The organism is Streptomyces sp. NPDC002018, assembly GCF_042890865.1.
In the GTDB taxonomy this organism is placed as follows: domain Bacteria; phylum Actinomycetota; class Actinomycetes; order Streptomycetales; family Streptomycetaceae; genus Streptomyces.
On the sequence record NZ_JBIASO010000019.1, the window covers coordinates 144,194 to 166,221 of the forward strand.

The following is a 22,028-nucleotide window of genomic DNA, read 5'->3' on the forward strand; positions in this document are numbered from 1 at the left end:
AGGGGCTCGCGTGCGATGACGGACAACGACCAGAACACGAACAAGGACAGCAGCAAGAACAGGAACGGGAGCGGAAACAAGAACGGGAGCGGGAACGGGAGCGACCGCCCGTCCCGCCGTTCGCTGCTCGGCTGGGGCGGTGCCGGGCTCGCGCTCGGCGCCGCCGCGGCCGGTGGCGCCGTGGCGGCCGTCCGGGGCGGCGGCTCCACCGCCGCGGCGGACTCCGGTGCGGCGGTCCCCTTCCACGGTCCGCACCAGGCGGGTATCGCCACCGCCGTCCAGGACCGGCTCCACTTCGCCGCGTTCGATGTGACGACCGAGGACCGCGCGGAACTGGTCCGGCTGCTCAAGGACTGGACCCGGGCCGCCGAGCGGATGACGGCGGGGCACACGGTCGGCGAGGGCGCGTACGGCGGACTCGCCGAGGCGCCGCCCGACGACACGGGTGAGGCCCTGGGCCTCAAGCCGTCCCGGCTCACCCTGACGGTCGGCTTCGGCCCGTCGCTCTTCGCCGGGGACCGGTTCGGGCTGACGGAGCGCCGCCCGGCCGCGCTGGTCGAGCTGCCAAAGTTCCCCGGCGACCATCTCGACCCCGCGCGCGGCGGGGGCGATCTCTGTGTCCAGGCGTGTGCGGACGATCCCCAGGTCGCCGTGCACGCGATCCGCAATCTGGCCAGGATCGGCTTCGGCAAGGCCGCGGTGCGCTGGTCGCAGCTCGGCTTCGGCAAGACGTCGTCGACCACTCCGCACGCCCAGACCCCGCGCAATCTCTTCGGCTTCAAGGACGGCACCGGCAATATCGACGGCGCCGACGGGACCGCCCTGGCCGAACATGTCTGGGTGGCGGAGAAGGACGGCCCCGCCTGGATGGCGGGCGGTTCCTATCTGGTCGCCCGCCGGATCTCGATGCGGATCGAGTCCTGGGACCGTACGTCGCTCCAGGAGCAGGAGGACGTCTTCGGCCGGGACAAGGGCGAGGGCGCGGCGGTCGGCAGGGCGCGCGAGCACGACAAGCCCGATCTGCGGGCGATGCTGCCGACCTCGCACGTACGGCTGGCGCACCCGGACTCCCACCACGGGGCGCGGATGCTGCGCCGGGGCTACTCCTTCACCGACGGTACGGACGGTCTGGGCCGGCTGGACGCGGGGCTGTTCTTCCTGGCCTACCAGCGTGACGTACGGGACGCGTTCATCCCCGTACAGCGCTCCCTGGCGCGCTCCGACGCGCTCAACGAGTACATCCAGCACGTGGGTTCAGCGGTCTTCGCGATCCCGCCGGGCGTCCGGGACCAGGACGACTGGTGGGGCCGGTCCCTGTTCTCCTGATTCTCGGAAATCCCCGGAAGTCCCCGGAAATTTCGGAAAGGAGTTCCGACGTGTTCGGAAACTATCTGATCGGTCTGCGCGAGGGCCTGGAGGCCAGTCTCGTCGTCTGCATCCTGGTCGCGTATCTGGTGAAGACGGAGCGCCGTGACGCGCTGCGGCCCGTGTGGACCGGTATCGGGGTGGCGGTGGCCCTCGCGCTCGCCTTCGGCTTCGGGCTCGAATTCGGCTCGCGCGAGCTGACGTTCGAGGCACAGGAAGCCCTCGGCGGCTCGCTGTCCATCCTCGCCGTGGTGCTGGTGACCTGGATGGTCTTCTGGATGCGGCGTACGGCCCGGCATCTGCGCTCGGAGCTGCACGGCAGGCTCGACGCGGCGCTGCGCATGGGGACGGGCGCCCTGGTGGCCACGGCCTTCCTGGCGGTGGGCCGCGAGGGCCTGGAGACGGCCCTGTTCGTCTGGGCGTCGGTCCGCGCCTCCTCGGACGGCACCCACGCGCCGCTGATCGGGGTGCTGCTCGGCATCGCCAGCGCGGTGGTGCTCGGCTGGCTCTTCTACCGGGGCGCGCTCAGGATCGATCTGGCCACGTTCTTCACCTGGACCGGCGGAATGCTGGTGATCGTCGCCGCGGGTGTGCTCGCGTACGGCGTCCACGATCTCCAGGAGGCGCGCTTCCTGGGCGGTCTGCCGGACAAGGCCTTCGACATCAGCACGACGGTCCCGCCGGACAGTTGGTACGGCACCCTGCTGAAGGGCGTCTTCAACTTCCAGCCGGACCCGACGGTGCTTCAGGTCATTGTCTGGTGCCTGTATCTGATCCCGACGCTCGCCCTGTTCCTGGCCCCGGTAGGGTTCGGACGGTCAGTGGGGGTCAAGGAGCAGAAGGCGACCGATGAGCAGGCTGAGAAGGCCGATTCGGGCAGCGGCGGGGCTCGCGACGGTGATGGTGCTGTCGCTGACGGCGAGCGGGTGCGTGACGGTGCACGGGGAGCTGGCGGTCGTACCGTCGGCGGAACGGAGTGAGGCCGCGCGGGCGCTCAAGGACTTCACCGACGCGTACAACAAGGCCGACCAGGCCTACGATCCGGCGCTCGACGCGGATCATGTGACCGGTGCGCTCGGCGTGATCAACCAGGCGGGTCTGAAGGCCCGGAGCATCACGAATCCGGACGGCAACGCGAACCACCAGCCGCTGGAGCTGACCGACGCCAAGTTCACGATCCCGAAGAAGGCCGGCTGGCCGCGCTGGTTCGTGGCGGACACCAGGAGCAACCGCGACCAGGCCGACGGCCCGGTCTTCCGGTGGCTGGTGGTCTTTCTGCGGAGCGGTCCGGAGAAGCGGTGGGAAGCGGCCTATCTGACGATCCTCTCCCCCGGCCAGGTCCCCGAGTTCAAGAAGGACAAGGACGGCTGGGCCGAGGAGGTGGAGCCGGACAGCACCTCGGTGTCGGTGGCGCCGGAGGATCTTAGCGAGGAGTACTCCTCGTATCTGTCGAGCGGCAAGCCGGAGCACTTCGCGGCGGGGCAGCACACCGACGAGTGGCGCAAGGAGCGCGCGGCGAAGTCCCGGCTGCCGGGTCTCACCACGCAGTACGTGGACCAGCCGGTGACCGAGGGGGACTTCGCGCCGCTGGGCCTGCGGACCGAGGACGGCGACGCGCTGGTCTTCTTCGCCACGCGGTTCTTCGAACGCCAGACGGCCGCGAAGGGTGTGCGGCTCCAGGTGAACGACGATGTGCGGGCGCTGCTGACCGGTGACGTGAAGAACACGATCACCAAGGAGTGGCTGTCCAGCCAGACGGTGCTGGTACCGGGGAGCGACGCCGCCACCCCGGAGGTGGTGGTGGCCGGGCGTCTCCAGGGGGTCACCGCGGCGAAGGGGTCGTAGGAAGACGTGAGAAGGCGCGGGAAAGCGTAGGAAAGCGTAGGAAGGGTCCGTGCGGGGCCTGGGGGCCGTGCGGATCCGTCGGCGGCCGAGGGGTCGGCGCCCGAGGGCTCAGCGGCCGAGGGGCCAGGCCACCGCGTGGTGGTCCATCTCCTGGTTCTCCCCCGCGTACCGCGCGCACGCGTCGGTGAGGGTCTCCAGCAGGGTCAGCGGGTCGGGCAGCGGATGTTCCGGCCCGCGCAGCCACCGCACGGACAGCTCGCCGGGGAGCCGGGCGGGGGGTACGAGCACATAGCTGCCCCGGCAGTGCCAGCGCAGACCGGGATGCTCGTCCATCGTCTCGGGGTGACAGTCCAGTTCACAGGGCCACCACTCGTCCTCGTCCTCCGGCGTGCCCCGGGTGGCCGTGAAGAAGAGCATCCGGTCCTCGCCGGAGTCGGCCACCGGACCCACGTCGATGGACAGCTCCAGCAGCCGTTCCAGCGCGCGGCTCCCCGCTTCCAGCGGGACGTCCAGCACATCGTGGACCGTGCCGGTCGCGGTGATGAAGTTGGCCTGGGGCTGATTGCGCGCCCAGCGTTCGATCTGGGCCCGGTCCGTCGTGGACTGGGTGTGCCAGGCGAACGAGAGAGGGTGGCGGGCGGGCGTCGGACAGCCGATGCGTTCGCACGAACATCGGAAGCCGACCGGATGCGCGGCGGGCGAGACGGGCATACCGGCGTCGGCGACGGCGAGGAGCAGCGCCTCCCGGCCGGCCGTGTCACCGTCGGGCGCGGAGCTGTCCGTACCCCTCTTGGGACGCCTGCGCAGCCAGTGGGGAATCCTGCTCTCCGTGCCGCGGTAGCGGCCGAAATCGTCGCCCATCTATCCCCTCACACCTCGTGCTCGCCCCTGTGGACAGTTCCATGGTCCCACCATCCTGCTCCTCGGGTGGACGTGCTTCCCCACCGGGGTATCCGTCCGGGGCCCCCGCCACGGGTCTCTTCGGGGCGTATGTGCGGGTATGCGGGGGCGGTTCGCCGGGGCGGAGCCGGTGGAATACGGACCGCCCGCCCCGTATGCCTCGACGCGCCCCCGCCGCGCCCCCCTCGGCCCGGCGGCGGCCCGGCGTCGGCCCGGCGTCGGCCCGGCGTCGGCTCTCGGCGGGGCCCTCATCGGCCCCGAGGGGGGGGCGCGCGGCGGCCCTCGTCGGCCCGAGGGCGGCGCGCGGCGGCCTCAGCTCCTGGGGCCTCAGCTCCGGCGACTCAGCTCCCGGGGTCCCGAGGGCTCCGGGGGTCCCGGGGGTCCCGGGAGTCCCGGGAGTCCCGAGTGCTCCGGGGGGCCAGACCGTACAGCGCGTACTCGACCACCGCGTCCGCGTACGCGTGCGTCAGCGGGAGCGTTCGGAGCAGCCAGCGGTGGGCGACCGGCCCGACGAGCAGTTCCAGGGCGATACGGAGGTCGATCTCCTGCCGTACGCCCCCGGCCTCCCGCGCGGCCTCCAGCCGCCGCACATAGAGCCGGAGCTGCGGTTCGAGCAGCTTCCGTGTGAACTCCGCGCCCAGGGCCGCGTCGACGATCCCCTCGGCGGCGAGCGCCCGGCTGGGCGCCTCGAACACCGGGTCGTTCATCTCGTCCACCGTGGCCCGCAGGACCGTCTTGAGATCGGCCTCCAGATCGCCCGTGTCGGGGATCTCGTACTCCGTCTCCCCGCCGCCCGTCTCCCCGCCGCCCGCCGCCCGCGCCGCCCGGTCGGCGAGATCGAGGAAGGCCTCCAGGAGGACGGCGCCCTTCGACGGCCACCAGCGGTAGATCGTCTGCTTGCCGACCCCGGCGCGGGCCGCGATGCCCTCGATCGTCGTCCGCGCGTACCCGGCCTCGCCCACCAGCGCGAGCGCCGCGTCGTAGATCGCCCGGCGCGACCGTTCGCTGCGCCGCGCGGAGTCGGGTCCCCTGGTCTCGGCCATGGCGCCGAACCTATCAACCCGTAAGGCGAGACGTATCGTCTTGATCTGCCGGGGCGAATCGACGCGCCTCACGGAGCGAATCACCCGAACGGATCACAGCGCTCGGGCCCCTTGAGGCGGAATATGACTTTTGCCGACATACGTCGTGCACATCGCCGCTCGTGAGGAGCCCCCGTTGCCTCGTGACGCCTCGCCCCGCCGCTATCTCATGTGCCCGCCCCACCACTTCGGGGTGACGTACTCGATCAACCCCTGGATGGATCCGGCCAAGCCCGTCGATCTGCCGGTCGCCCTCGCCCAGTGGGAGGACCTCCGGGACCGCTATGTCGCGCTCGGCCACTCCGTCGCGCTGCTGGACCCCCTGCCCGGCCTCCCCGACATGGTGTTCTCCGCGAACGGCGCCACGGTCATCGACGGCCGGGTGCTCGGCGCGCGCTTCGCCCATCAGGAACGCCACCGTGAGGCCGAGGCGCATCTGGAGTGGTTCCGCGGCCACGGTTTCACCGACATCCGCGAGCCCACGCACATCAACGAAGGGGAGGGGGATTTCGCGGTCACCGCCTCCTGGCTGCTGGCCGGGCGCGGCTTCCGGTCCAGCCCGCTCTCCCACGGCGAGGCACAGGAGTTCTTCGGCCGCCCGGTGATCGGGCTGGATCTGGTCGATCCGCGCTACTACCACCTGGACACGGCGCTCTGTGTGCTGGACGACAGGACCGACGAGATCATGTACCACCCCGACGCCTTCTCCCCCGGCAGCCGGGCCGTGCTGGCCCGGCTCTTCCCCGACGCGCTCCTCGCCGACGCGACGGACGCCGGGGCGTTCGGTCTGAACGCGGTGAGCGACGGGCGTCATGTGCTGCTGCCGCAGGCGGCGGCCGGGCTCTTCGAACCGCTGCGCGAGCGGGGGTTCGAGCCGATCGGCCTGGACCTCGGGGAGCTGCTCAAGGGCGGCGGCAGTGTGAAGTGCTGCACCCTGGAGCTGCGCCGCTGAGCCGCCCGGAGCGCCGCCACCGCCCGCCCCTCCGCTGCCGCCGGTACGTTCCGGGCCGCCGGTACGTTCCGGACATCCGGTGCGGCCGTCATCGCCGTCATCGCCGTCACCGCCGTCACCCGGTGGCTTCGGGTCCGCCGTCACCGCCGGTGGCCTCCGGGCCGCCGGGCGGTGGCCAGGCGTCGCCCCAGTCCGTGTCCCGCGCCGCCCGGTAGAGGGGGCCGTGCCGCTTGGTGACCGTCTCCCGCCGCAGGCCCTCGTCCTCCGTGCAGAGGTCCAGCAGGACCTGCCCCTTGCGGATCTGCGGCTTGCGGACGACCCGGGCGGGGACCGGCCGGGCGGCCCCGGAGAGCCGGGCCCCGGAGGACCCTGCTCCGGAGGGCCGTGTCCCGAAGCGCACGGCCGCGACATAGCTGAACTTCTCGTCCTCGTACGGCAGCGAGCCGCCCTTCACCTGCCGGTGCAGCGAGGACCGGCTGACCCGCGCCGCGAAGTGGCACCAGTCCATGCCCCGTTCGATCGGGCAGGCGCCGCTGTGCGGACAGGGCGCGGCGATCCGCAGTCCGGCCGCGATCAGCCGGTCACGGGCCTCCATGATCCGCAGATAGCCGTCGGGGGTCCCGGGCTCCACGACGACCACGGCCTGGGCGGACCGGGCCGCCTCCGTGACGAGGGCGGCGCGGTCCCGTTCGGTGAGTTCCTTCAGGACGTACGAGACCGTCACCAGATCGCTCTCCGGCAGCTTCAGCGCCGCGCCGATCCTCGCCTGGCGCCAGTCTGCGGCGCGCACCGCGCGGGCGCCGGAGGCGGCGGCCAGCTCCCGGCCGAGCGCGAGGGCGGGCTCGGCCCAGTCCAGGACCGTGGTGGCCCGGCCACCCCGGCCACCTGGCTGCCCCTCCCCGCCGTCCCCGGCGGCCCCGGCGGCCTGACCGTCTCCGCCCTCCCGGCCCGCCCCCTGCTCGTCCCCGGCGTCCCGCTCCCCGTCCCCGGCACCGCCTTCGCCGTCCGCGGTCTCCGGCGGCCCGTCGGCCCAGACCGCCTCCGCCGCCCAGACCGCCGCCCCGGTGCCCCCGCCCACATCCACATGGCTGCCCGGCACCCAGGCGGGAGCCGCGTCCGCGAGCCCCTCCAGCGCTGCCCGTACGGCCTCGAACGTCGCCGGCATGCGGTACGCGGCGTACGCGGCCACATCGGAGCGGTCACGGAGGACCGGCGCGTCCGTCGGGGTGGCCCCCCGGTAGTTGACGATCAGCCGCTCGACGGCCTGAGCGGCCTGTTTGGACGGCAGCCCGTCGAGCAGCCCGGCGAGCGCGGCGCGCAGGGCTTCGGCGGTGGGGAGAGTGGCGTTCACCGCCGAATTCTAGGCGCGCGACGGAATCGGGGCGACCGGCGACCGTACGGGCCGCGCCCGCTGCCCGTTCGGGGCCCGGCGGCTGACCGTACCGCCGGGGCCGGTGACCGTAAGGGGGAAGCGAACTGCGAGCCGTTCAGACTCTGTTGCTACGCTGACGCCCGTTGTCCGGCAGCCGCTCGCACGGGGGGACCATGAGACAGAGGGTCGTACGTCTGGCCCTGGTGTCCGGGGTGATCGTGCTGGCGCTGCTGCTCCTGCTCGCCGCCTTCGGCGGCAAGAAGGACGCCGAGGACGACGGACGCTCGCCGGAGCCGCCGCGGAGCACCTCCTTCGCCGCGCACCAGCTCACCGTTCCCTCCGCGTACGACACCGCGCGCGGCTGGGAGATAGACAACGCCTCCCCCGACTACGCGGTCGCCGAGGCGACCAGCCGTATCGCCTATCTGGAGCGGGTCGGTGAGACCCGGTTCCGTATCCGTACGCTCAACCCGTCGACCGGCAGGCACGACTGGGACGGCGCGCCCTGGCGGCCCCTGTTCCCGCCGGACCGCTTCCCCCGGCTGCTCTCCGTCGCCAAGGACGATGTGGAGTACTTCGTCACCTGGTCGTACGGGAAGCTCGACCCGGAGTCGATGCGCCCCTCGGACTCCATCGTCTCCCTGGACATCTACGGCGCGGCCGACGGCTCCCGTCGGCGCGTCGAGGTCCCCTGGGTGGACGCGCCGACCGTGAGCGCCGCCGGACCCGGCATCCTGATCAGCGACGGCAAGGCGGTCAGCGCGGTCGTCGACCCGGCGAACGGGGATGTGGTCAAGGTCCCGCCGGGGTCGCTCGGCTATCCCAAGGGCTGTCCCAACTGCCGCAAGCTGACCGAGGTGCGCGCGGTCACCGAGAAGGGCCTGCTGGTCAGCGGGGCCAAGGAGTTCTGGGTGCGCGGCGGCTGGTTCAGCCGGAAGGTCGCCCCGAAGGACACGGACCCGGCCTCCGGGGTGCCCGCCTCCGTGGCGCGGGACTACATCCTCGCCAAGTGGCGCAAGAAGAAGGGCGCCAAGGACGCGGCCACGCACGATGTCTGGGCGGTGCACGAGGCGGCGACCGGAAAGGCCGTGGCGCAGGTGCGGTGCCGCCGGCCGGCCATCGCGCCGGTCGAGGACCCGCAGCTCGTCGCCTCCCCGGACGGCCGCTTCCTGATCGCCGGGCGGCTCGCGTTCGATCTGGACGCGAAGACCGCGTACTGCTTCGAGGAGCCGGACGGCACACAGCCGCTGACCCTGACCACCGTGGGGGACGACGGCACGGCGTACGGCGCGTCGAGCGCCCGCAACACGACGGACGCCCTCGCGGGCGGCGGCAACCCCGTCGTCGTGGATCTCACCACCGCGACGCCGGAGGACCTGGCCCCCAATGTGCGGCTGCCCAGCGGGGAGACGGGCGGCGCCGGTCTCTTCCGCTGGACGGACGGCCGGGACACCCCGCACCTGATCGGCTATCCCCACCGCTACTGACAACCGACCCGGGGCCCGGAGATACCCCGGCCCCGGGCGCCGGGGCCGGGGCGGGAAGCCCTCGGACCGTGCCCGGACGGCCCCCGGGCCCTGGCGGGAAACCCTCGGGGACTGTGCCCGGAGGGCCCTCGGACCGTGCCCGGACGGCCGTCAGGCCGTGCCCCGGAGCCCGGAGGACCCCCGGCCACCGGCCGGACAGCCGTCGAACCGTGGCCGGACACCGGGCCCCGGACGTACACCGGCCCCCGGGCTCTCGGGCCCCCGGGCCCTGGCGGGAAACCCTCGGGGACTGTGCCCGGAGGGCCCTCGGACCGTGCCCGGACGGCCGTCGGGCCGTCCCCCGGAACCCGGTGGGCCGCCGGGCCCCCGGCCGGACACCGGGGGCCCGGGACAGCCCTCAGACCCTGGCCGGACGGCCAACGGGCGGCTGGTGCTTCCAGGGCCGTACGAGACCCACGAAGCAGCCGAGCGCGCCCACCGCGCACACGAGCTGGACGACGGCCATCGGCACCGCCGTCTCCTCGCCCGCGATCCCGACGAGCGGCGAGGCCACGGCACCGATCAGGAACGACGACGTACCGATCAGGGCCGAGGCCGAACCCGCCGCGTACGGGGTCCGCATCAGCGCCGACGCGTTGGTGTTGGGCATCGCCAGCCCCATCGCGGACATCAGCACGAACAGCCCCGCCGCCACCGGGAAGAGCCCCACGTTCCCGAAGAGCCCGGACGTCATCAGCAGCAGCGCCAGCGCGGCGAACGCGATGACCACCAGCCCGAAGCCCAGCACCCGGTCCATGCTGACCCGGCCGACCAGCACCTTGCCGTTGATCTGGCCGACGGCGATCAGACCGACGGAGTTGACGCCGAAGAGCAGGCTGAAGGTCTGCGGCGAGGCCCCGTAGATCTCCTGCATCACGAACGGCGAGGCCGCGACATACGCGAACAGCGCGGCGAAGGCGAGACCGCCCGCCAGCATGTAGCCGGTGAAGACCCGGTCGGCAAGCAGCCCGCGCATCGTACGGAGCGCCGCGCCGACCCCGCCGCTGTGCCGCAGCTCCGGGGCCAGCGTCTCGTGCAGCCACTTCCACACCACGAGCGTCAGCAGGATGCCGACCACGGTGAGGACGACGAAGATGCCCCGCCAGTCCGTCAGCCGCAGCACCTGCCCGCCGATGACGGGCGCGATGATCGGCGCGACCCCGGAGATCAGCATCAGGGTGGAGAAGAAGCGGGCCATCTCCTCGCCGTCGTAGAGATCACGCACCACCGCGCGGGCGATCACGATGCCCGCCGCGCCCGCCAGACCTTGCAGCAGACGGAAGCCGATGAGGAGTTCGGTGGTCGGCGCCAGGGCGCAGATCGCGGTGGCGAGGACATAGACGACCATGCCGAGCAGCAGGGGCTTCCGTCGTCCCCACTTGTCGCTCATGGGCCCCACGACGATCTGGCCGAGAGCCATCCCCGCCAGACAGGCGGTCAGGGTGAGCTGGACGGTCGCCGCCGGTGAGCCGAGCGAGCGGGTGACCTCCGGCAGGGCCGGGAGGTACATGTCCATCGAGAGCGGGGGCAGCGCGGTGAGCCCGCCAAGCACCAGCGTGACCAGCAGCCCGGCCCGGCGCGCGGCGGCGACGGGGGCGCCGGCGGGCGCGCCGACGGGGGCGGGGACCAGCGCGGGATCGGCCAGAGGTGTGGGAACAATCACCCGGTCCTGTGAGGGAGCGGTCCGCTGTTCCGGAATCGGTGCCGAGCGACGCTGCTCGGGCGGTATGTGTCCTTTACGTCCTTCGGTGGTCTGACCGCCGTCCGGCATCGTCGTCTCTCCATGTCGTTGAATCCTTACCTATGCTCTCAGCTCAGGCGGAGCGGTCGAGACCTTTTTTGGGGCAGGTATGGCAACGGGACAGACGTCACAGACAGACTCGCGAAACGCTCCCGTGCGCTGGGGTGTCCTGGCGACGGGCGGGATCGCCGCGCGCTTCACCTCGGACGTACGGGAGCTGGCGGACGCCGAGATCGTCGCGGTGGCCTCGCGCAGCGACGCGTCCGCGAAGGAGTTCGCCGACCGGTTCGGCATCCCGCGCGCGTACGGGGAGTGGGCCGCGCTCGTCGCCGATCCGGAGGTGGACGTCGTGTATGTGGCGACTCCGCACTCCGCGCACCGGACGGCGGCGGGACTCGCCCTCGCGGCCGGAAAGGCCGTGCTGTGCGAGAAGCCGTTCACGCTCGATGTCCGGGAGGCGGAGGAACTGGTCGCGCTGGCCCGGGAGCGCGGCCTGTTCCTCATGGAAGCCATGTGGACGTACTGCAACCCGGTGATCCGGCGGCTGGTGGAGCTGGTACGGGACGGCGCGATCGGTGAGATCCGTACCGTCCAGGCGGACTTCGGCTTCCCCGGCCCCACCGACCCCCGCCACCGGCTGCGCGACCCCGCCCTCGGCGGCGGCGCCCTGCTCGACCTCGGTGTCTATCCGGTCTCCTTCGCACACCTCCTGCTGGGCGAGCCCGACCGCGTACAGGCCGAGGCACTGCTCTCGCCCGAGGGCGTCGACCTCAACACCGGCATGCTGCTGGGCTGGGACTCGGGGGCGACGGCACTGCTGTCCTGCTCGCTGGCGGCGGGCACCCCGGTGACGGCGACGGTGAGCGGCACGGCGGGACGCATCGAGCTGCCCTCCGGCTTCTTCTCCGCGGAGCGGTTCGTTCTGCACAGGAACGGCGCCGAGCCCGAGGAGTTCACGGCGGACGGCGGGCTGTACGGCCTCCAGTACGAGGCGGCCGAGGTGATGCGCTGCCTGCGCGCGGGCGAGACGGAATCCCCGTTGGTACCGCTGGACGGCACCCTCGCGGTGATGCGGACGCTCGACGCGGTGCGCGACCGCATCGGCGTCCGCTTCCCGGCCGCCGCCCGCACCTCCTGATCCCTGACCCCGGACCCCTGAGCCCGGATCTCCTGACCCCGGATCTCCTGACCCCGGACCCCGGGCCCCTGAACTCCTGACCCCGGACCTCCTGATCCCGGACCTCCTGATGAGCCGGCACGGGCCGCACAGGCGCGTGCCCCGTCCGGCGGGACGGGGCACGGCCGGTGCGGGGAGGAGAACCGGCCCCCGGAGCCCGGGGCTCAGGCCGGCTTGAGGCCCGGGGCGCCCGCCTCGGTGACGAAGGACGCCGCCGTCGTCACCGGCGCACCGGGCGTCGTGACCGCGTCGACCGTCCTGAAGTCCGCCCGCGCCTGCTTGGCACCGAGCGCCACCGTCACATAGCCGCGGCGCCCGTTGTAGAACTTCATGTGCGGGTTGGCCGCCATGAACGTGGACCAGTTGGAGGGCCGCTCCGCGCCGTCCTTGCCGCTGGAGATGGACGTGGTCACGATCTCCGTGCCGAGCGTGCGGGACTGCGGGTTGTTCCAGTCCTTCTTGATGTCGTACGCGTAGGACGTGTGCACGTCCCCGGTCAGCACCATGAAGTTCTTGAGACCGGCCGCCTGCACCCCGTTCAGCAGCCGCTGCCGCGACGCCGGGTAGCCGTCCCACGAGTCCATCGACAGCTTGAAGTCGGGGGTCGTGAGATTGCGGCGCTGCGAGAACGTCACCTGCTGCGGTACGACGTTCCAGGTGGCCTTCGACTTCTTCCAGCCGTCCAGCAGCCAGCGCTCCTGGGTCTGGCCGGTCAGGGTGCGCGACGGGTCCTCGGACTCGGGGCCCGGCGCCTGCCAGCCGTCGCCGTACGCCTGGTCCGAGCGGTACTGCCGGGTGTCCAGGATGTCGAACTGCGCGAGCCGCCCGAACTCCAGCCGGCGGTAGAGCCTCATGTCGGAGCCGGTGGGCCGCTGCGGGGTGCGCAGGGGCTGGTTCTCCCAGTACGCGCGGTACGCCGACGCCCTGCGCAGCAGGAACTCCTCCGGCGGGACGTCGTTCTCGGGGGTCTCCCCCGCGTAGTTGTTCTCTGTCTCGTGGTCGTCCCAGGTGACGACGAACGGATGCGCGGCGTGCGCGGCCCGCAGATCCGGGTCGGACTTGTAGAGGCCGTACCGCATGCGGTAGTCCTCCAGCGTTATCGTCTCGCGGTTGAAGTGGGCGGGCAGGCTCGGCTCGGTGTAGTTGCGGGCGCCGCCGACGGCGGACACGGCGTACTCGTACAGATAGTCGCCGAGATGGAAGACCACGGCGAGGTCCTCCTGCGCGAGATGCTTGTACGCGGTGAAGTAGCCGTCGTGGTACGCCTGGCAGGAGACCGCGGCGAACTTCAGCGAGCTGACCTTGGCGTTGCGGGCCGGTGCGGTACGGGTGCGGCCGACCGGGCTGATCCAGGTGCCGGTGCGGAAGCGGAAGTAGTAGACCCGGTCGGCGGCCAGCCCCGGGACGTCGACGTGCACACTGTGGTGGAACTCGGGGTGCGCGTCGGTCTCCCCACGCTTGACGATCTTCGTGAAGCGCGCGTCGTGCGCCAACTCCCACCGTACGGCGACCCGGTTGGGCGGCAGACCGCCGTCGGGCTCGTACGGGCGCGGCGCGAGGCGGGTCCAGAGCAGGACGCCGTCGGGGCGCGGGTCACCGGAGGCGACACCGAGCGTGAACGGGTTCTCGGCGATCTTCCTCGCGTCGAGCGCGGCGGCGCTCGCGACGCCCGCGCTCGGCAGGTTGACGGAGAAGGCCAGCGCGGCGGCGGCCGCGGTACCGGTGAGGAACCGGCGGCGTCCGAGGTGCGCGGCGGCGGCCCTCAGCTCGGGTGCGTGGGTTCCGGATCCCTGTGTACGGCGGTGAACGGGTGTCATGTGCCCCTCCCCTGACGGCGGCTGTCCCTGAGATTCCAGTCGGGGGCGAAGACGCCCCGTTGTCGGGTACACAACATGCACATGGCGGAGCGATGAGATCCCCGTGCTCGCCAAGGTCCTACTTCTACCTCACGTACGCTGCCGGGCCATGGACGCCATGCGGAAGAAGGACACGAAGCGGGGAACAGCCGTGGTGACCGGGGCGGGTTCCGGTATCGGCCGGGCCGTCGCGGTGGCATTGCACGGCGCGGGCTGGTCGGTGGTGCTCGCCGGGCGGCGCGTGGAGGCGCTGGAGGAGACGGCGGCGGCGATGAGCGACGACGGCGACGGCGACGGCGACGGCGACGGCGACGGCGACGGCGACGTACTGACGGTACGGACCGATGTTTCACAACCGGACGACGTGGACGCCCTGTTCGCGGCGGTGAGCGCGCGGTACGGACGGCTCGATCTGCTCTTCAACAACGCGGGCACCTTCGGTCCCGGCGGCATCCCGCTGGAGGATCTCCCGCTGTCGGCCTGGCGGAAGGTGGTGGACACGAACCTCACGGGCGCGTTCCTTTGTGCGCAGGCGGCGTTCCGGCTGATGAAGACGCAGGACCCGCAGGGCGGCCGGATCATCAACAACGGCTCCATCTCGGCGCACACCCCCCGCCCGGACTCGATCGCGTACACCGCGACGAAGCACGGCATGACCGGACTCACCAAGTCACTGTCGCTGGACGGCCGTCGGTACCGCATCGCCTGCGGCCAGATCGACATCGGCAACGCGGCGACCGACATGACGGAGCGCATGCGCCAGGGCGTGAAGCAGGCGAACGGCGAACTGGCGGTGGAGCCGGTGATGAATGTGGCGGACGTGGCCACGACGGTTCTACGCATGGCGGAACTGCCGCTGGAGGCCAACGTCCAGTTCGCGACGGTGCTGGCGACGGCGATGCCGTACGTGGGGCGGGGCTGAGGGGTGTGGGGACGGTGTTGGGGGCGGGGCTGGGGGCGGTGCTGGGGCTCGGCGGAGGAGCTGAACGAGGTGAGTGCTCACCGAGGGTGAGGTTCAACCCACGTACTCGGGCGGGCACTTAGCGCTCTGACGGCCCAACTCCTGCGGACGTTGCATGGTTCGCCGGGATTCAGCTCCCCCGGCGCAACCGGATGACTACTCTGGGCTACGAATCTCGGAGAACTCTTCGTGCTGTTGGAGGCTGCCTTGAAGAACACTCGCGACCTGGACCCGAGCGCTTCGCCCCTCGACTACTACGGCGGCGAGCTGCGGCGGCTGCGGGAGGCGGCCGGCCTCAATCAGCGGCAGCTCGGGGAGATCGTCTACTGCACCGGCTCGCTGATCGGCCAGATCGAGACGACCCACAAGCTGCCGACTCGGCAGTTCTCCGAGGCCATTGACGCGGCGCTGGGGACAGGAGGCACCTTCACGCGGCTGCTGCCGCTGGTGCTGAGGAGCCAACTGCCGTCGTGGTTCCAGCAGTACGCGCACATGGAAGCGGGGGCTACAGACATCAGCACCTTCCAAGCACAGCTCGTGTACGGCCTGCTCCAGACAGAGGAGTACGCGCGGGCCGTGCTCGGCGCCGTAGCGAAGGACAACCTCGAAGAGTTGGTCGCAGCACGGATGAACCGCAAGCAGGTTCTGAAGCGTAAGTCTCCGCCGCTTGTCTGGGTCGTGCTGGACGAGGCGGTGTTGCTGCGACCGATTGGCGGACGCAAGGTCATGCGGAGGCAACTTGCCCACCTTCTGTCCTTCAAGGACACGAAGTGGATCCAGATCCAGATCCTCCCCCTCACGGCCGAAGAGCACTCAGGCTTGATGGGCTCGTTCAACGTTCTCCGCTTCGACGATGACCCGGACATCACCTATAGCGAGGACTACGAGACAGCGCACGCGACGGCCGATCCTCAAGCTGTCAGGGACCGTTCGCTCCGTTACCATCACCTTCAGGCCGCCGCCCTCTCTGTCAAGGACTCGGCGGAACTGATTGCCCGCGTAATGGAGGAGCGCTATGAGGAGCAAGCCGTACCTGACGGGGGCGCAGTGGCGTAAGTCGAGCTACAGCGGCGACACCGGCGGCGACTGCGTCGAGTGCGTACCCGTCGGGACCGCCGCCTGGCACAAGTCGAGCTACAGCAGCAGCACCGGCGGCGACTGCGTCGAGTGCGTACCCGTCGGAACCGCCGCCTGGCACAAGTCCAGCCACAGCACCGACACGGGCGGCGACTGCGTCGAGGTCGCCGCCTGCGCCGCCGCCGTAGCCGTACGCGACTCGAAGAACCCCGAAGGCCCGGTCTTCACCGTCGCCGCGCACGCCTTCACGGCCTTCACCACCTACCTCAGCACCACCCCCGCCCCGGCGAACTGACCCCGGCCGCCCGGGACCAGGACGACAACGCGCACGTGCGGGTCGCGACCACGGTCGGTCGCGGCCCGCACATCGGCATGCCCCGCCCCGGCAGGGAAGGCCTTCGATCGCCGGGGCGAGTGGCCCTGAGGTCGCCGCGCTAGCCGACGGTCGTCAGCTCCGCGATCTCCTTCAACTGGTCCGCCCGCAGCGGCCCGTACGCGAGTGCGCCCGCGTTCTCCTCCGCCTGGGCGACCGAGCGGAACCCGGGGATCGGCACCGTGCGCGGGCTGCGTGCCCACAGCCAGGCCAGCGCGCCCTGGGCGAGCGTGCGGCCGTCGCTGGTGAGGACGGACCGTATCGCGTCCACCCGCGCCGCCCACTCGGGCGCCGGCACCCCGCCCTCGCCGAACCACCGCAGCCACGCGGGCGGCACGGCCCGGATGTCGCCCGTGGCGCCCCGGCTGCCCGAGCCGTGCTTCTCGGTGAGCAGCCCCATCGCGAGCGGGCTGCGGTTGATGCTGGCGAGATCGCGTTCCGCGCAGAGCGCGAGCATCTCCGGGGCGTCCTCCAGCACATTGCAGGCGTGCTGCACGGCCACGCAGTGCTCCCCCTCGGCGAAGAGCGCCGCGCGCTCGGGGTCGTCGGTGGACCAGGCGTAACTACGGATCAGGCCTTCCCGTACGAACTCCTCGCAGGCGTCCCGGAGTTCGGCGGCCTGGTCCAGCGGGGCGTCGGACAGATGGAGCTGGTAGAGGTCGATGTAGTCGGTGCCGAGGCGGTCCAGCGACGCGGTCAGCGCCCGCCGCGCGTATGCGGGTGTGGCGTCGGCGCCGGTCAGGGTCTTCGTCGTCTCGTCGAAGGTGTTGCCCCACTTGGTCGCGATGACGACCTCGTCCCGTCGCCCGCGCACCGCGCGGCCGAGCACGCGTTCGCTGTGGCCCGTGCCGTACGCGTCGGCCGTGTCGAAGAAGGTGATGCCGAGGTCGATGGCCGCGTGGAGCGCGGCGACGGACTCCTCGTCGTCCACCGTGCCCCAGCCGAGTGGATTGCCGTCGTTGTCCTGCCATTCGCCGCCGATGGCCCAGCAGCCGAAGCCGAGCGCGCCGACGGTGATACCGCTCCGCCCCAGTGTCCTGCTCTCAAGAGAGTTCATGGGACGCACGCTAGGAGTTGAAGCACACTCCAACACAACCGCCCGGAACAAGCCGTCGAGCCGGATGCCGCCGCACGAGCTGATCGACGCTCCGTGACGCGCCTCTCCTGTCGGGCGTCTTCCGACGTGATCCGCGTCGTTTTCCGACGGCAGGGGCCCCGGGCGGTGTCCACCGCCCGGGGCCCCTGGTCCGGATTGCGCGGGCACGGCCTCCGCGTGCTCACGGCCACCGTGGTCCGTATGCCTGGCTCAGGAGGCTTCGACGGCCTTCTTGATGCGCTCGCCGAAGGCCGGCGCGTCCTTCCTGGCGGCGCCCACGGCGAACCGGACGAGGAGCTTGCCGATGCCGTGCCCCTCCAGAACGTTGTAGATCCGCACCCGGGTCCTTCCGTCCGCGACGGTCTCCAGGTCGTAGCCGCCTTCGCTCGCCGTGACGGTGTTCTTGGAGACCTCGGCCCAACGAACCTTGCGGGGTGCCTCCAGCTCGGTGATACGGAACTCCCGCTTGGTCGTCATTCCGGCGTCCTTGACCGTGCTGCGGAAGACCGTGCCGACCGCCGTGGGCCCGGCCGGGGTCTTCTCGATCGCCTGGACCCTGGGGCTGAACTTCGCGTCGTTCGTGCCATCGGCGAGGAAGGCGAACACCTCCTCGATGGGCCGGTCGATCTCCGTGGTCGCCTCGAACTGTCCAGCCATGGTCGCTCCTCGATCGGTCAACCGACGTCGGGTACGCGGACACCTACCCGCCGTGCGGGCCGGCCGCCCGGACCGGGCCGACCGCCGCGCACCCATTGTCACGGGTCGGCGCCTCCCCCCACCACCCGAGAAGGCCCATACCTTTCGTACTGTCACACCATTCGCCCGGTCACAGTCCCCGCCCGGCCGCGCCTTTCGCCCGGTCACAGTCCCCGCCCGGTCCCGGCCCTGGCCCGGTCACAGCCCCCGGCCAGCCCTGGCCCTGGCCCGGTCACAGTCCCCGCCCGGTCATACCTTTCGTACCGTCACGCCCGCCGCGGCCATCGCGCCCGTCTCGTCCTCCGGAGCCGCCTCGTCGGTCACCACGGCGTGGAGCGCGGAGACCGGCGAGACGAAGGCGAGCGCGGTACGGGAGAACTTGGCGGCGTCCGCGACGGCGATGACACGCCGCGCCGAGGCGATCGCGGCCCGCTTGACCGCCGCGTCGGCCAGGTCGTACGCCGTCAGACCGTCCTTGGCGGTCAGTCCGCAGCAGCCGATGACGGCGGTGTCGAAACGCAGCGCGGCGAGTGAGGCCTCGGTCAGCGGACCGGTCAGGGCGAGTTCCCCCGTACGCGGCTCCCCGCCGGGCAGCAGCAGCTTCAGCCGGGGGGCGCCGGTCAGCGCGTTGGCGGCGTGGAGGGAGAGCGGCATGACGGTCAGTCGGCGGTCCTCCAGGGCACGGGCCACTTCCAGACAGGTGGTGCCGCTGTCGAGGACGACCGACTCGCCGTCCGCGATGAGTCCGGCGACGGCGGCGGCGATACGCCGCTTGGCCTCCATGCCCTCCTGGGCCCGGAGGGCGAAGGGCGGCTCCTCGCCGCGGAGCAGCAGGCTCCTGGCCCCTCCCCGGTAGCGCTCCAGAACGCCCTGCTCGCTCAGGACCTCCAGATCGCGCCGGACCGTCATCTCCGAGGCGCCGGTCAGTGCCGCCAGCTCCGCCACGCTCAGTTGTCCGCTCCCGCGTACGGCATCGGTGATCCGCCGCAGTCGGTCTGTGCGGGCCGGGATCAGCCACGCCGTGCTGGGCTGGCTCCTGCTGCTGCTCGGCGGCGGGGCGTTCGCGGGGATGCAGCTCGTCGGGCCGCTCACCGACCGCTTCGGCGCCCGCACGGTGGTGCCGGTGAGCGCGGCGCTGTGCAGCGCGGCGGTGATGCTGCCGGGGCTGTCCACCCACGCCTGGACCCTGGGCGCGGCCCTGCTGGTGCTGGGCTTCGGCAACGGCTGTCTGGACGTCAGCATGAACACCCATGCCGTCCAGGTCGAGCGCGGCTACCGGCGGCCCGTCATGTCCGCCTTCCACGCCTTCTTCTCGGTGGGCGGGGTGCTCGCCGCGCTGGCCGGGGCACGGACGCTGAGCTGGGGATGGAGCGCGGCCACGACCCTGGCGCTGGTGAGCCTGCTCGGCCTCGCCGTCACCGCGCTCGCCGCCCCGGCCCTGCTGCGTCCCGATACCGAGAAGGTGCGTCCCGGTCCCGCTACCGAGAAAGCGCAGGAGACGCCGCCCCCTTACGACGCCGCGAAGGTCCAGGGCACGCCGCCGCCTCTCGACGCCACGAAGGGCCGGGACGCGGCCGACGGGTCGGCGGCCGGGCCGGGCGACGGCAGGCGGGGGACGGAGGCGACCGCCGGACGCGGGACACCGCCCCGTATCTGGGCCCTGGCCGCGCTCGCCCTGATGCTGATGCTGTGCGAGGGGGTCGCCAACGACTGGAGCGTGCTGGCGATGCGCGACATCCTCGACGCGCCCGCGGCCACCGCGGCCTTCGCCTACGGCGCCTTCTCCACGGCCATGACCGTGGGACGGCTGCTCACGGACCGGGTGGCGGCGCGCTTCGGCCCGGTGGCCGTCGTACGGTACGGCGCGGCCCTGGGCGCGGCCGGGCTGACGGCGGTCGCGCTCTCCCCGTGGATCCACCTGGCCCTGGTGGGCTGGACGGTGTTCGGCATCGGCCTCTCCGGCTGCGTGCCCCAGCTCTTCAGCGCCGCGGGCCACGCCGACCGGGACAGCGCGGGGACCAATGTCTCCCGGGTCGCCGGCCTCGGCTATCTCGGCATGCTCGCCGGCCCCGCCGTCATCGGGCCCCTGACCCACTTCATTCCGCTGAATCTCACGTTCTTCCTCCCCGTCGCGTTCTGCGCCGTCGCGGCCTGCGCGGCCTCGATCCTCGGCACCACACCCGCGCCCGCGAGCGGCGACGGCGACCAGCAGGAGGTCAGAGCGTCCGCCGCATGAGGCCGTACGAGCGGTACGCGCCATCTGAGCCATCTGAGCCATCTGAGCCGCCTGAGCCGCACGCCACGAGGCGGGGCGAGGCGGGGCGGGCCGTACTCAGTGCCCGTGGCCGCCGGTCTGCTCGGCGCCCGACGGCTCGGCCGTACCCCCGTCGCCGCTGCCGTGCCCGTCGCTGCCACCCTCGCCGGGTGCGGCGGGGGCGCCGGCCGTCACGGTGAAGGCCGCCGTACGGACCGTTCCCTTGTGCTTGAAGTCCAGGAAGAGCCGGTAGGTGCCCACGCTCGGCGCGGTGGCGGTGAAGGACACCTCGGGGCCCGGCTTCGTCCTGCCGTCGCCGGGCTCGCCGTTGGGGTGGACATGCAGATAGGCCAGATCGCCTGAGCGCAGCGCGATCAGGTGGCCGTACGCCCCGAGATAGGGCTCCAGATCGGTGACCGGGCGGCCGTCCCTGGTGACCTTCAGCTTCAGCTCGCCCGCCGCACCCGGGCGCAGCGGGCCCTCCAGGGTCACCGCGTAACCGTCCACCGTCGTGGTCGCGGCGGGCTTGGGGAGCGCGGCGGGCCGGTAGTCGCCCGAGACGGCGAGGTCCGCCCCCAGGATGAGGTTCTTCGCGCCCTTGCCCTCCGGTGTGAAGTCGGCGAAGAGGCGGTAGCCACCGGCGGCGGGCAGCTTGGTCCGGATGCTCCAGGTGCCGTCGGCCGCGCGCGCCGGGTGGAGATGACGGAAGGTGGCGAGGTCCTGGGCGGCCAGGATCAGATGGAGTTCCTTGTCGTGCTCGCGCTGGAAACCGGTGACCGGACGGCCGTTGTCGTCACGGATCGAGAAGCGCAGTTCGGTGGTGCGGGCCGCGGGGACGCGAGGGGTCCGCAGATCGAGGGTGTAGCCGCCCTCCGAGATCTGGAGCCCGCCCGCCGGGGCGTCGGGGACCTCGCGACCGCTCCCCCGGGGCCGGTCCTCCTTCTCCTGCGCGGGGCGGTGTTCGGTGTGGGCCGCCGGGGCCGGATCCCCGATGACGGGGTCCATGGCGTTCCCGACACCGTAAGCGGCGCCGAAGGACGCTGCGAGCACGGCGGCGAAGGCGGTGATCCTCAACGTGTTCTGCATGGCGCTCTCCTCTGGACTTTCCTCGCGGCGGGCCTCACTCTCACCTCTCACCTTATACCCCCCAGGGGTACATTCACGACGGGTGGCGCAGCTTGCCGAAAATAGGGGGTGGGGGTATACATTCCAAGCCGCTCGTGGTACCCGTAGGGGGTATCATCCCAGATTGCTCCAGGAGGAACCATGTCCGAGTGCTGTACGCCTGACGGCAGTTGCTCGACCAAGGCGGCGGAGAGCGGAACGGCGGCCGAGGCCGACGGGCGGACGACGGTCTACACGGTGGCCGGGATGACCTGCGGCCACTGCCGGAGCACGGTCACCAAGGCCATCGGCGAGGTCGACGGTGTGCTGAACGTCGATGTCGACATCGAGACCGGCCAGGTCAGCGTCGCCACCGGTGGCGTGCCGGACGACGCGGAGATCGCCAAGGCCGTCGACGAGGCCGGGTACGAACTCACCGGCCGGGTCGCCTGACTCTCCCGCCCCGCCCCAGCCGGGCCCGTGCGCTCGGGCGGGCCCGGCATCCATCTCCCAGTTCAGGAGCAGTGATGACGACCGACGTCACCGAATCCAGAGTGGTCGAGCTGCTCATCGGCGGTATGACCTGTGCCTCGTGTGCCGCGCGGATCGAGAAGAAACTCAACCGGATGGACGGTGTCGTAGCCACCGTCA

Annotated in this window: 21 protein-coding genes; 12 read left to right on the top strand and 9 right to left on the bottom strand. The window is 71.8% G+C overall.

What is annotated here, in order from left to right; translation table 11 throughout:
• Positions 1–15 precede the first annotated feature (15 nt).
• The 3 genes from efeB to ACFYYH_RS27185 are packed head-to-tail and all read left to right on the top strand — an operon-like array spanning position 16 to position 3,210.
• Complete coding sequence (gene efeB, locus ACFYYH_RS27175; RefSeq protein WP_388556109.1) at positions 16–1,326, top strand: iron uptake transporter deferrochelatase/peroxidase subunit; 1,311 nt, start codon at positions 16–18, stop codon at positions 1,324–1,326.
• A gap of 50 nt (positions 1,327–1,376) precedes the next feature.
• Entirely contained in the window at positions 1,377–2,345 is a 969-nt protein-coding gene (efeU, locus tag ACFYYH_RS27180) for an iron uptake transporter permease EfeU (protein ID WP_388556111.1), read from the top strand.
• Positions 2,266–3,210 carry a hypothetical protein gene (locus ACFYYH_RS27185; RefSeq protein WP_388556172.1) on the top strand — a complete coding sequence of 315 codons (945 nt, stop codon included), beginning with the start codon at positions 2,266–2,268 and terminating at the stop codon, positions 3,208–3,210. The genes efeU and ACFYYH_RS27185 overlap by 80 nt, the downstream gene beginning before the upstream one ends.
• A 108-nt stretch (positions 3,211–3,318) precedes the next feature.
• Here the strand turns inward: ACFYYH_RS27185 and ACFYYH_RS27190 are convergent, their stop codons facing one another.
• Positions 3,319–4,071, bottom strand: coding sequence for a bifunctional DNA primase/polymerase (locus ACFYYH_RS27190; RefSeq protein WP_388556114.1), 753 nt, complete (start codon positions 4,069–4,071; stop codon positions 3,319–3,321).
• A gap of 380 nt (positions 4,072–4,451) precedes the next feature.
• Complete coding sequence (locus ACFYYH_RS27195) at positions 4,452–5,153, bottom strand: TetR/AcrR family transcriptional regulator (RefSeq protein ID WP_388556117.1); 702 nt, start codon at positions 5,151–5,153, stop codon at positions 4,452–4,454.
• A 151-nt stretch (positions 5,154–5,304) separates the two neighbouring features.
• Between ACFYYH_RS27195 and ddaH the strand changes: the two genes are divergently transcribed.
• Positions 5,305–6,144: a dimethylargininase gene (ddaH, locus tag ACFYYH_RS27200; RefSeq protein ID WP_388556174.1), complete on the top strand. Its 840-nt coding sequence runs from the start codon at positions 5,305–5,307 to the stop codon at positions 6,142–6,144.
• A 115-nt stretch (positions 6,145–6,259) separates the two neighbouring features.
• Here the strand turns inward: ddaH and ACFYYH_RS27205 are convergent, their stop codons facing one another.
• Positions 6,260–7,495 (bottom strand): small ribosomal subunit Rsm22 family protein, encoded by a 1,236-nt coding sequence (locus ACFYYH_RS27205; RefSeq protein ID WP_388556120.1) that lies wholly within the window; start codon positions 7,493–7,495, stop codon positions 6,260–6,262.
• 194 nt (positions 7,496–7,689) lie between these two features.
• Between ACFYYH_RS27205 and ACFYYH_RS27210 the strand changes: the two genes are divergently transcribed.
• A complete protein-coding gene (locus tag ACFYYH_RS27210) occupies positions 7,690–9,003 on the top strand; it encodes a hypothetical protein (protein WP_388556123.1) in 1,314 nt (437 codons plus the stop codon).
• 397 nt (positions 9,004–9,400) lie between these two features.
• Here ACFYYH_RS27210 and ACFYYH_RS27215 read toward each other — a convergent pair whose 3' ends face one another.
• A complete protein-coding gene (locus ACFYYH_RS27215) occupies positions 9,401–10,813 on the bottom strand; it encodes a Bcr/CflA family multidrug efflux MFS transporter (RefSeq protein ID WP_388556125.1) in 1,413 nt (470 codons plus the stop codon).
• Between the two features lie 79 nt (positions 10,814–10,892).
• On the opposite strand from ACFYYH_RS27215, the gene ACFYYH_RS27220 reads away from it, so the two are divergent.
• Positions 10,893–11,921 (top strand): Gfo/Idh/MocA family protein, encoded by a 1,029-nt coding sequence (locus tag ACFYYH_RS27220; RefSeq protein WP_388556127.1) that lies wholly within the window; start codon positions 10,893–10,895, stop codon positions 11,919–11,921.
• A gap of 203 nt (positions 11,922–12,124) precedes the next feature.
• Here the strand turns inward: ACFYYH_RS27220 and ACFYYH_RS27225 are convergent, their stop codons facing one another.
• Positions 12,125–13,777 carry an alkaline phosphatase D family protein gene (locus ACFYYH_RS27225; protein WP_388556130.1) on the bottom strand — a complete coding sequence of 551 codons (1,653 nt, stop codon included), beginning with the start codon at positions 13,775–13,777 and terminating at the stop codon, positions 12,125–12,127.
• Positions 13,778–13,934: 157 nt separating this feature from the next.
• Between ACFYYH_RS27225 and ACFYYH_RS27230 the strand changes: the two genes are divergently transcribed.
• The 3 genes from ACFYYH_RS27230 (at position 13,935) to ACFYYH_RS27240 (ending at position 16,149) form a co-directional block, all read left to right on the top strand.
• Entirely contained in the window at positions 13,935–14,738 is an 804-nt protein-coding gene (locus tag ACFYYH_RS27230) for an SDR family oxidoreductase (RefSeq protein WP_388556177.1), read from the top strand.
• Between the two features lie 246 nt (positions 14,739–14,984).
• A complete protein-coding gene (locus ACFYYH_RS27235) occupies positions 14,985–15,833 on the top strand; it encodes a helix-turn-helix domain-containing protein (protein WP_388556132.1) in 849 nt (282 codons plus the stop codon).
• The gene (locus ACFYYH_RS27240) at positions 15,793–16,149 is read left to right on the top strand and encodes a DUF397 domain-containing protein (protein WP_388556135.1); all 357 of its coding nucleotides are present in this window, start codon (positions 15,793–15,795) and stop codon (positions 16,147–16,149) included. The genes ACFYYH_RS27235 and ACFYYH_RS27240 overlap by 41 nt, the downstream gene beginning before the upstream one ends.
• Positions 16,150–16,288: 139 nt before the next feature.
• Here the strand turns inward: ACFYYH_RS27240 and ACFYYH_RS27245 are convergent, their stop codons facing one another.
• The 3 genes from ACFYYH_RS27245 to ACFYYH_RS27255 all read right to left on the bottom strand — a co-directional run bounded on the left by ACFYYH_RS27245 (position 16,289) and on the right by ACFYYH_RS27255 (position 18,964).
• Positions 16,289–17,284: an aldo/keto reductase gene (locus tag ACFYYH_RS27245; protein ID WP_388556138.1), complete on the bottom strand. Its 996-nt coding sequence runs from the start codon at positions 17,282–17,284 to the stop codon at positions 16,289–16,291.
• A gap of 249 nt (positions 17,285–17,533) precedes the next feature.
• On the bottom strand, positions 17,534–17,980 hold the full coding sequence (locus ACFYYH_RS27250) for an SRPBCC family protein (protein WP_388556141.1): 447 nt from the start codon (positions 17,978–17,980) through the stop codon (positions 17,534–17,536).
• Between the two features lie 288 nt (positions 17,981–18,268).
• A complete protein-coding gene (locus ACFYYH_RS27255; protein ID WP_388556143.1) occupies positions 18,269–18,964 on the bottom strand; it encodes a DeoR/GlpR family DNA-binding transcription regulator in 696 nt (231 codons plus the stop codon).
• Between the two features lie 31 nt (positions 18,965–18,995).
• On the opposite strand from ACFYYH_RS27255, the gene ACFYYH_RS27260 reads away from it, so the two are divergent.
• Positions 18,996–20,255 (top strand): MFS transporter, encoded by a 1,260-nt coding sequence (locus ACFYYH_RS27260; RefSeq protein ID WP_388556145.1) that lies wholly within the window; start codon positions 18,996–18,998, stop codon positions 20,253–20,255.
• A 96-nt stretch (positions 20,256–20,351) separates the two neighbouring features.
• On the opposite strand, the gene ACFYYH_RS27265 is transcribed toward ACFYYH_RS27260, so the two are convergent.
• Entirely contained in the window at positions 20,352–21,359 is a 1,008-nt protein-coding gene (locus tag ACFYYH_RS27265) for a hypothetical protein (protein ID WP_388556147.1), read from the bottom strand.
• A gap of 180 nt (positions 21,360–21,539) precedes the next feature.
• Here ACFYYH_RS27265 and ACFYYH_RS27270 point away from each other — a divergent pair, with 180 nt between their 5' ends.
• Complete coding sequence (locus tag ACFYYH_RS27270; RefSeq protein WP_388556150.1) at positions 21,540–21,830, top strand: heavy-metal-associated domain-containing protein; 291 nt, start codon at positions 21,540–21,542, stop codon at positions 21,828–21,830.
• Between the two features lie 74 nt (positions 21,831–21,904).
• Positions 21,905–22,028, top strand: a 124-nt coding sequence (locus ACFYYH_RS27275) for a cation transporter (RefSeq protein WP_388556179.1), incomplete at its 3' end; no start/stop codon positions are given.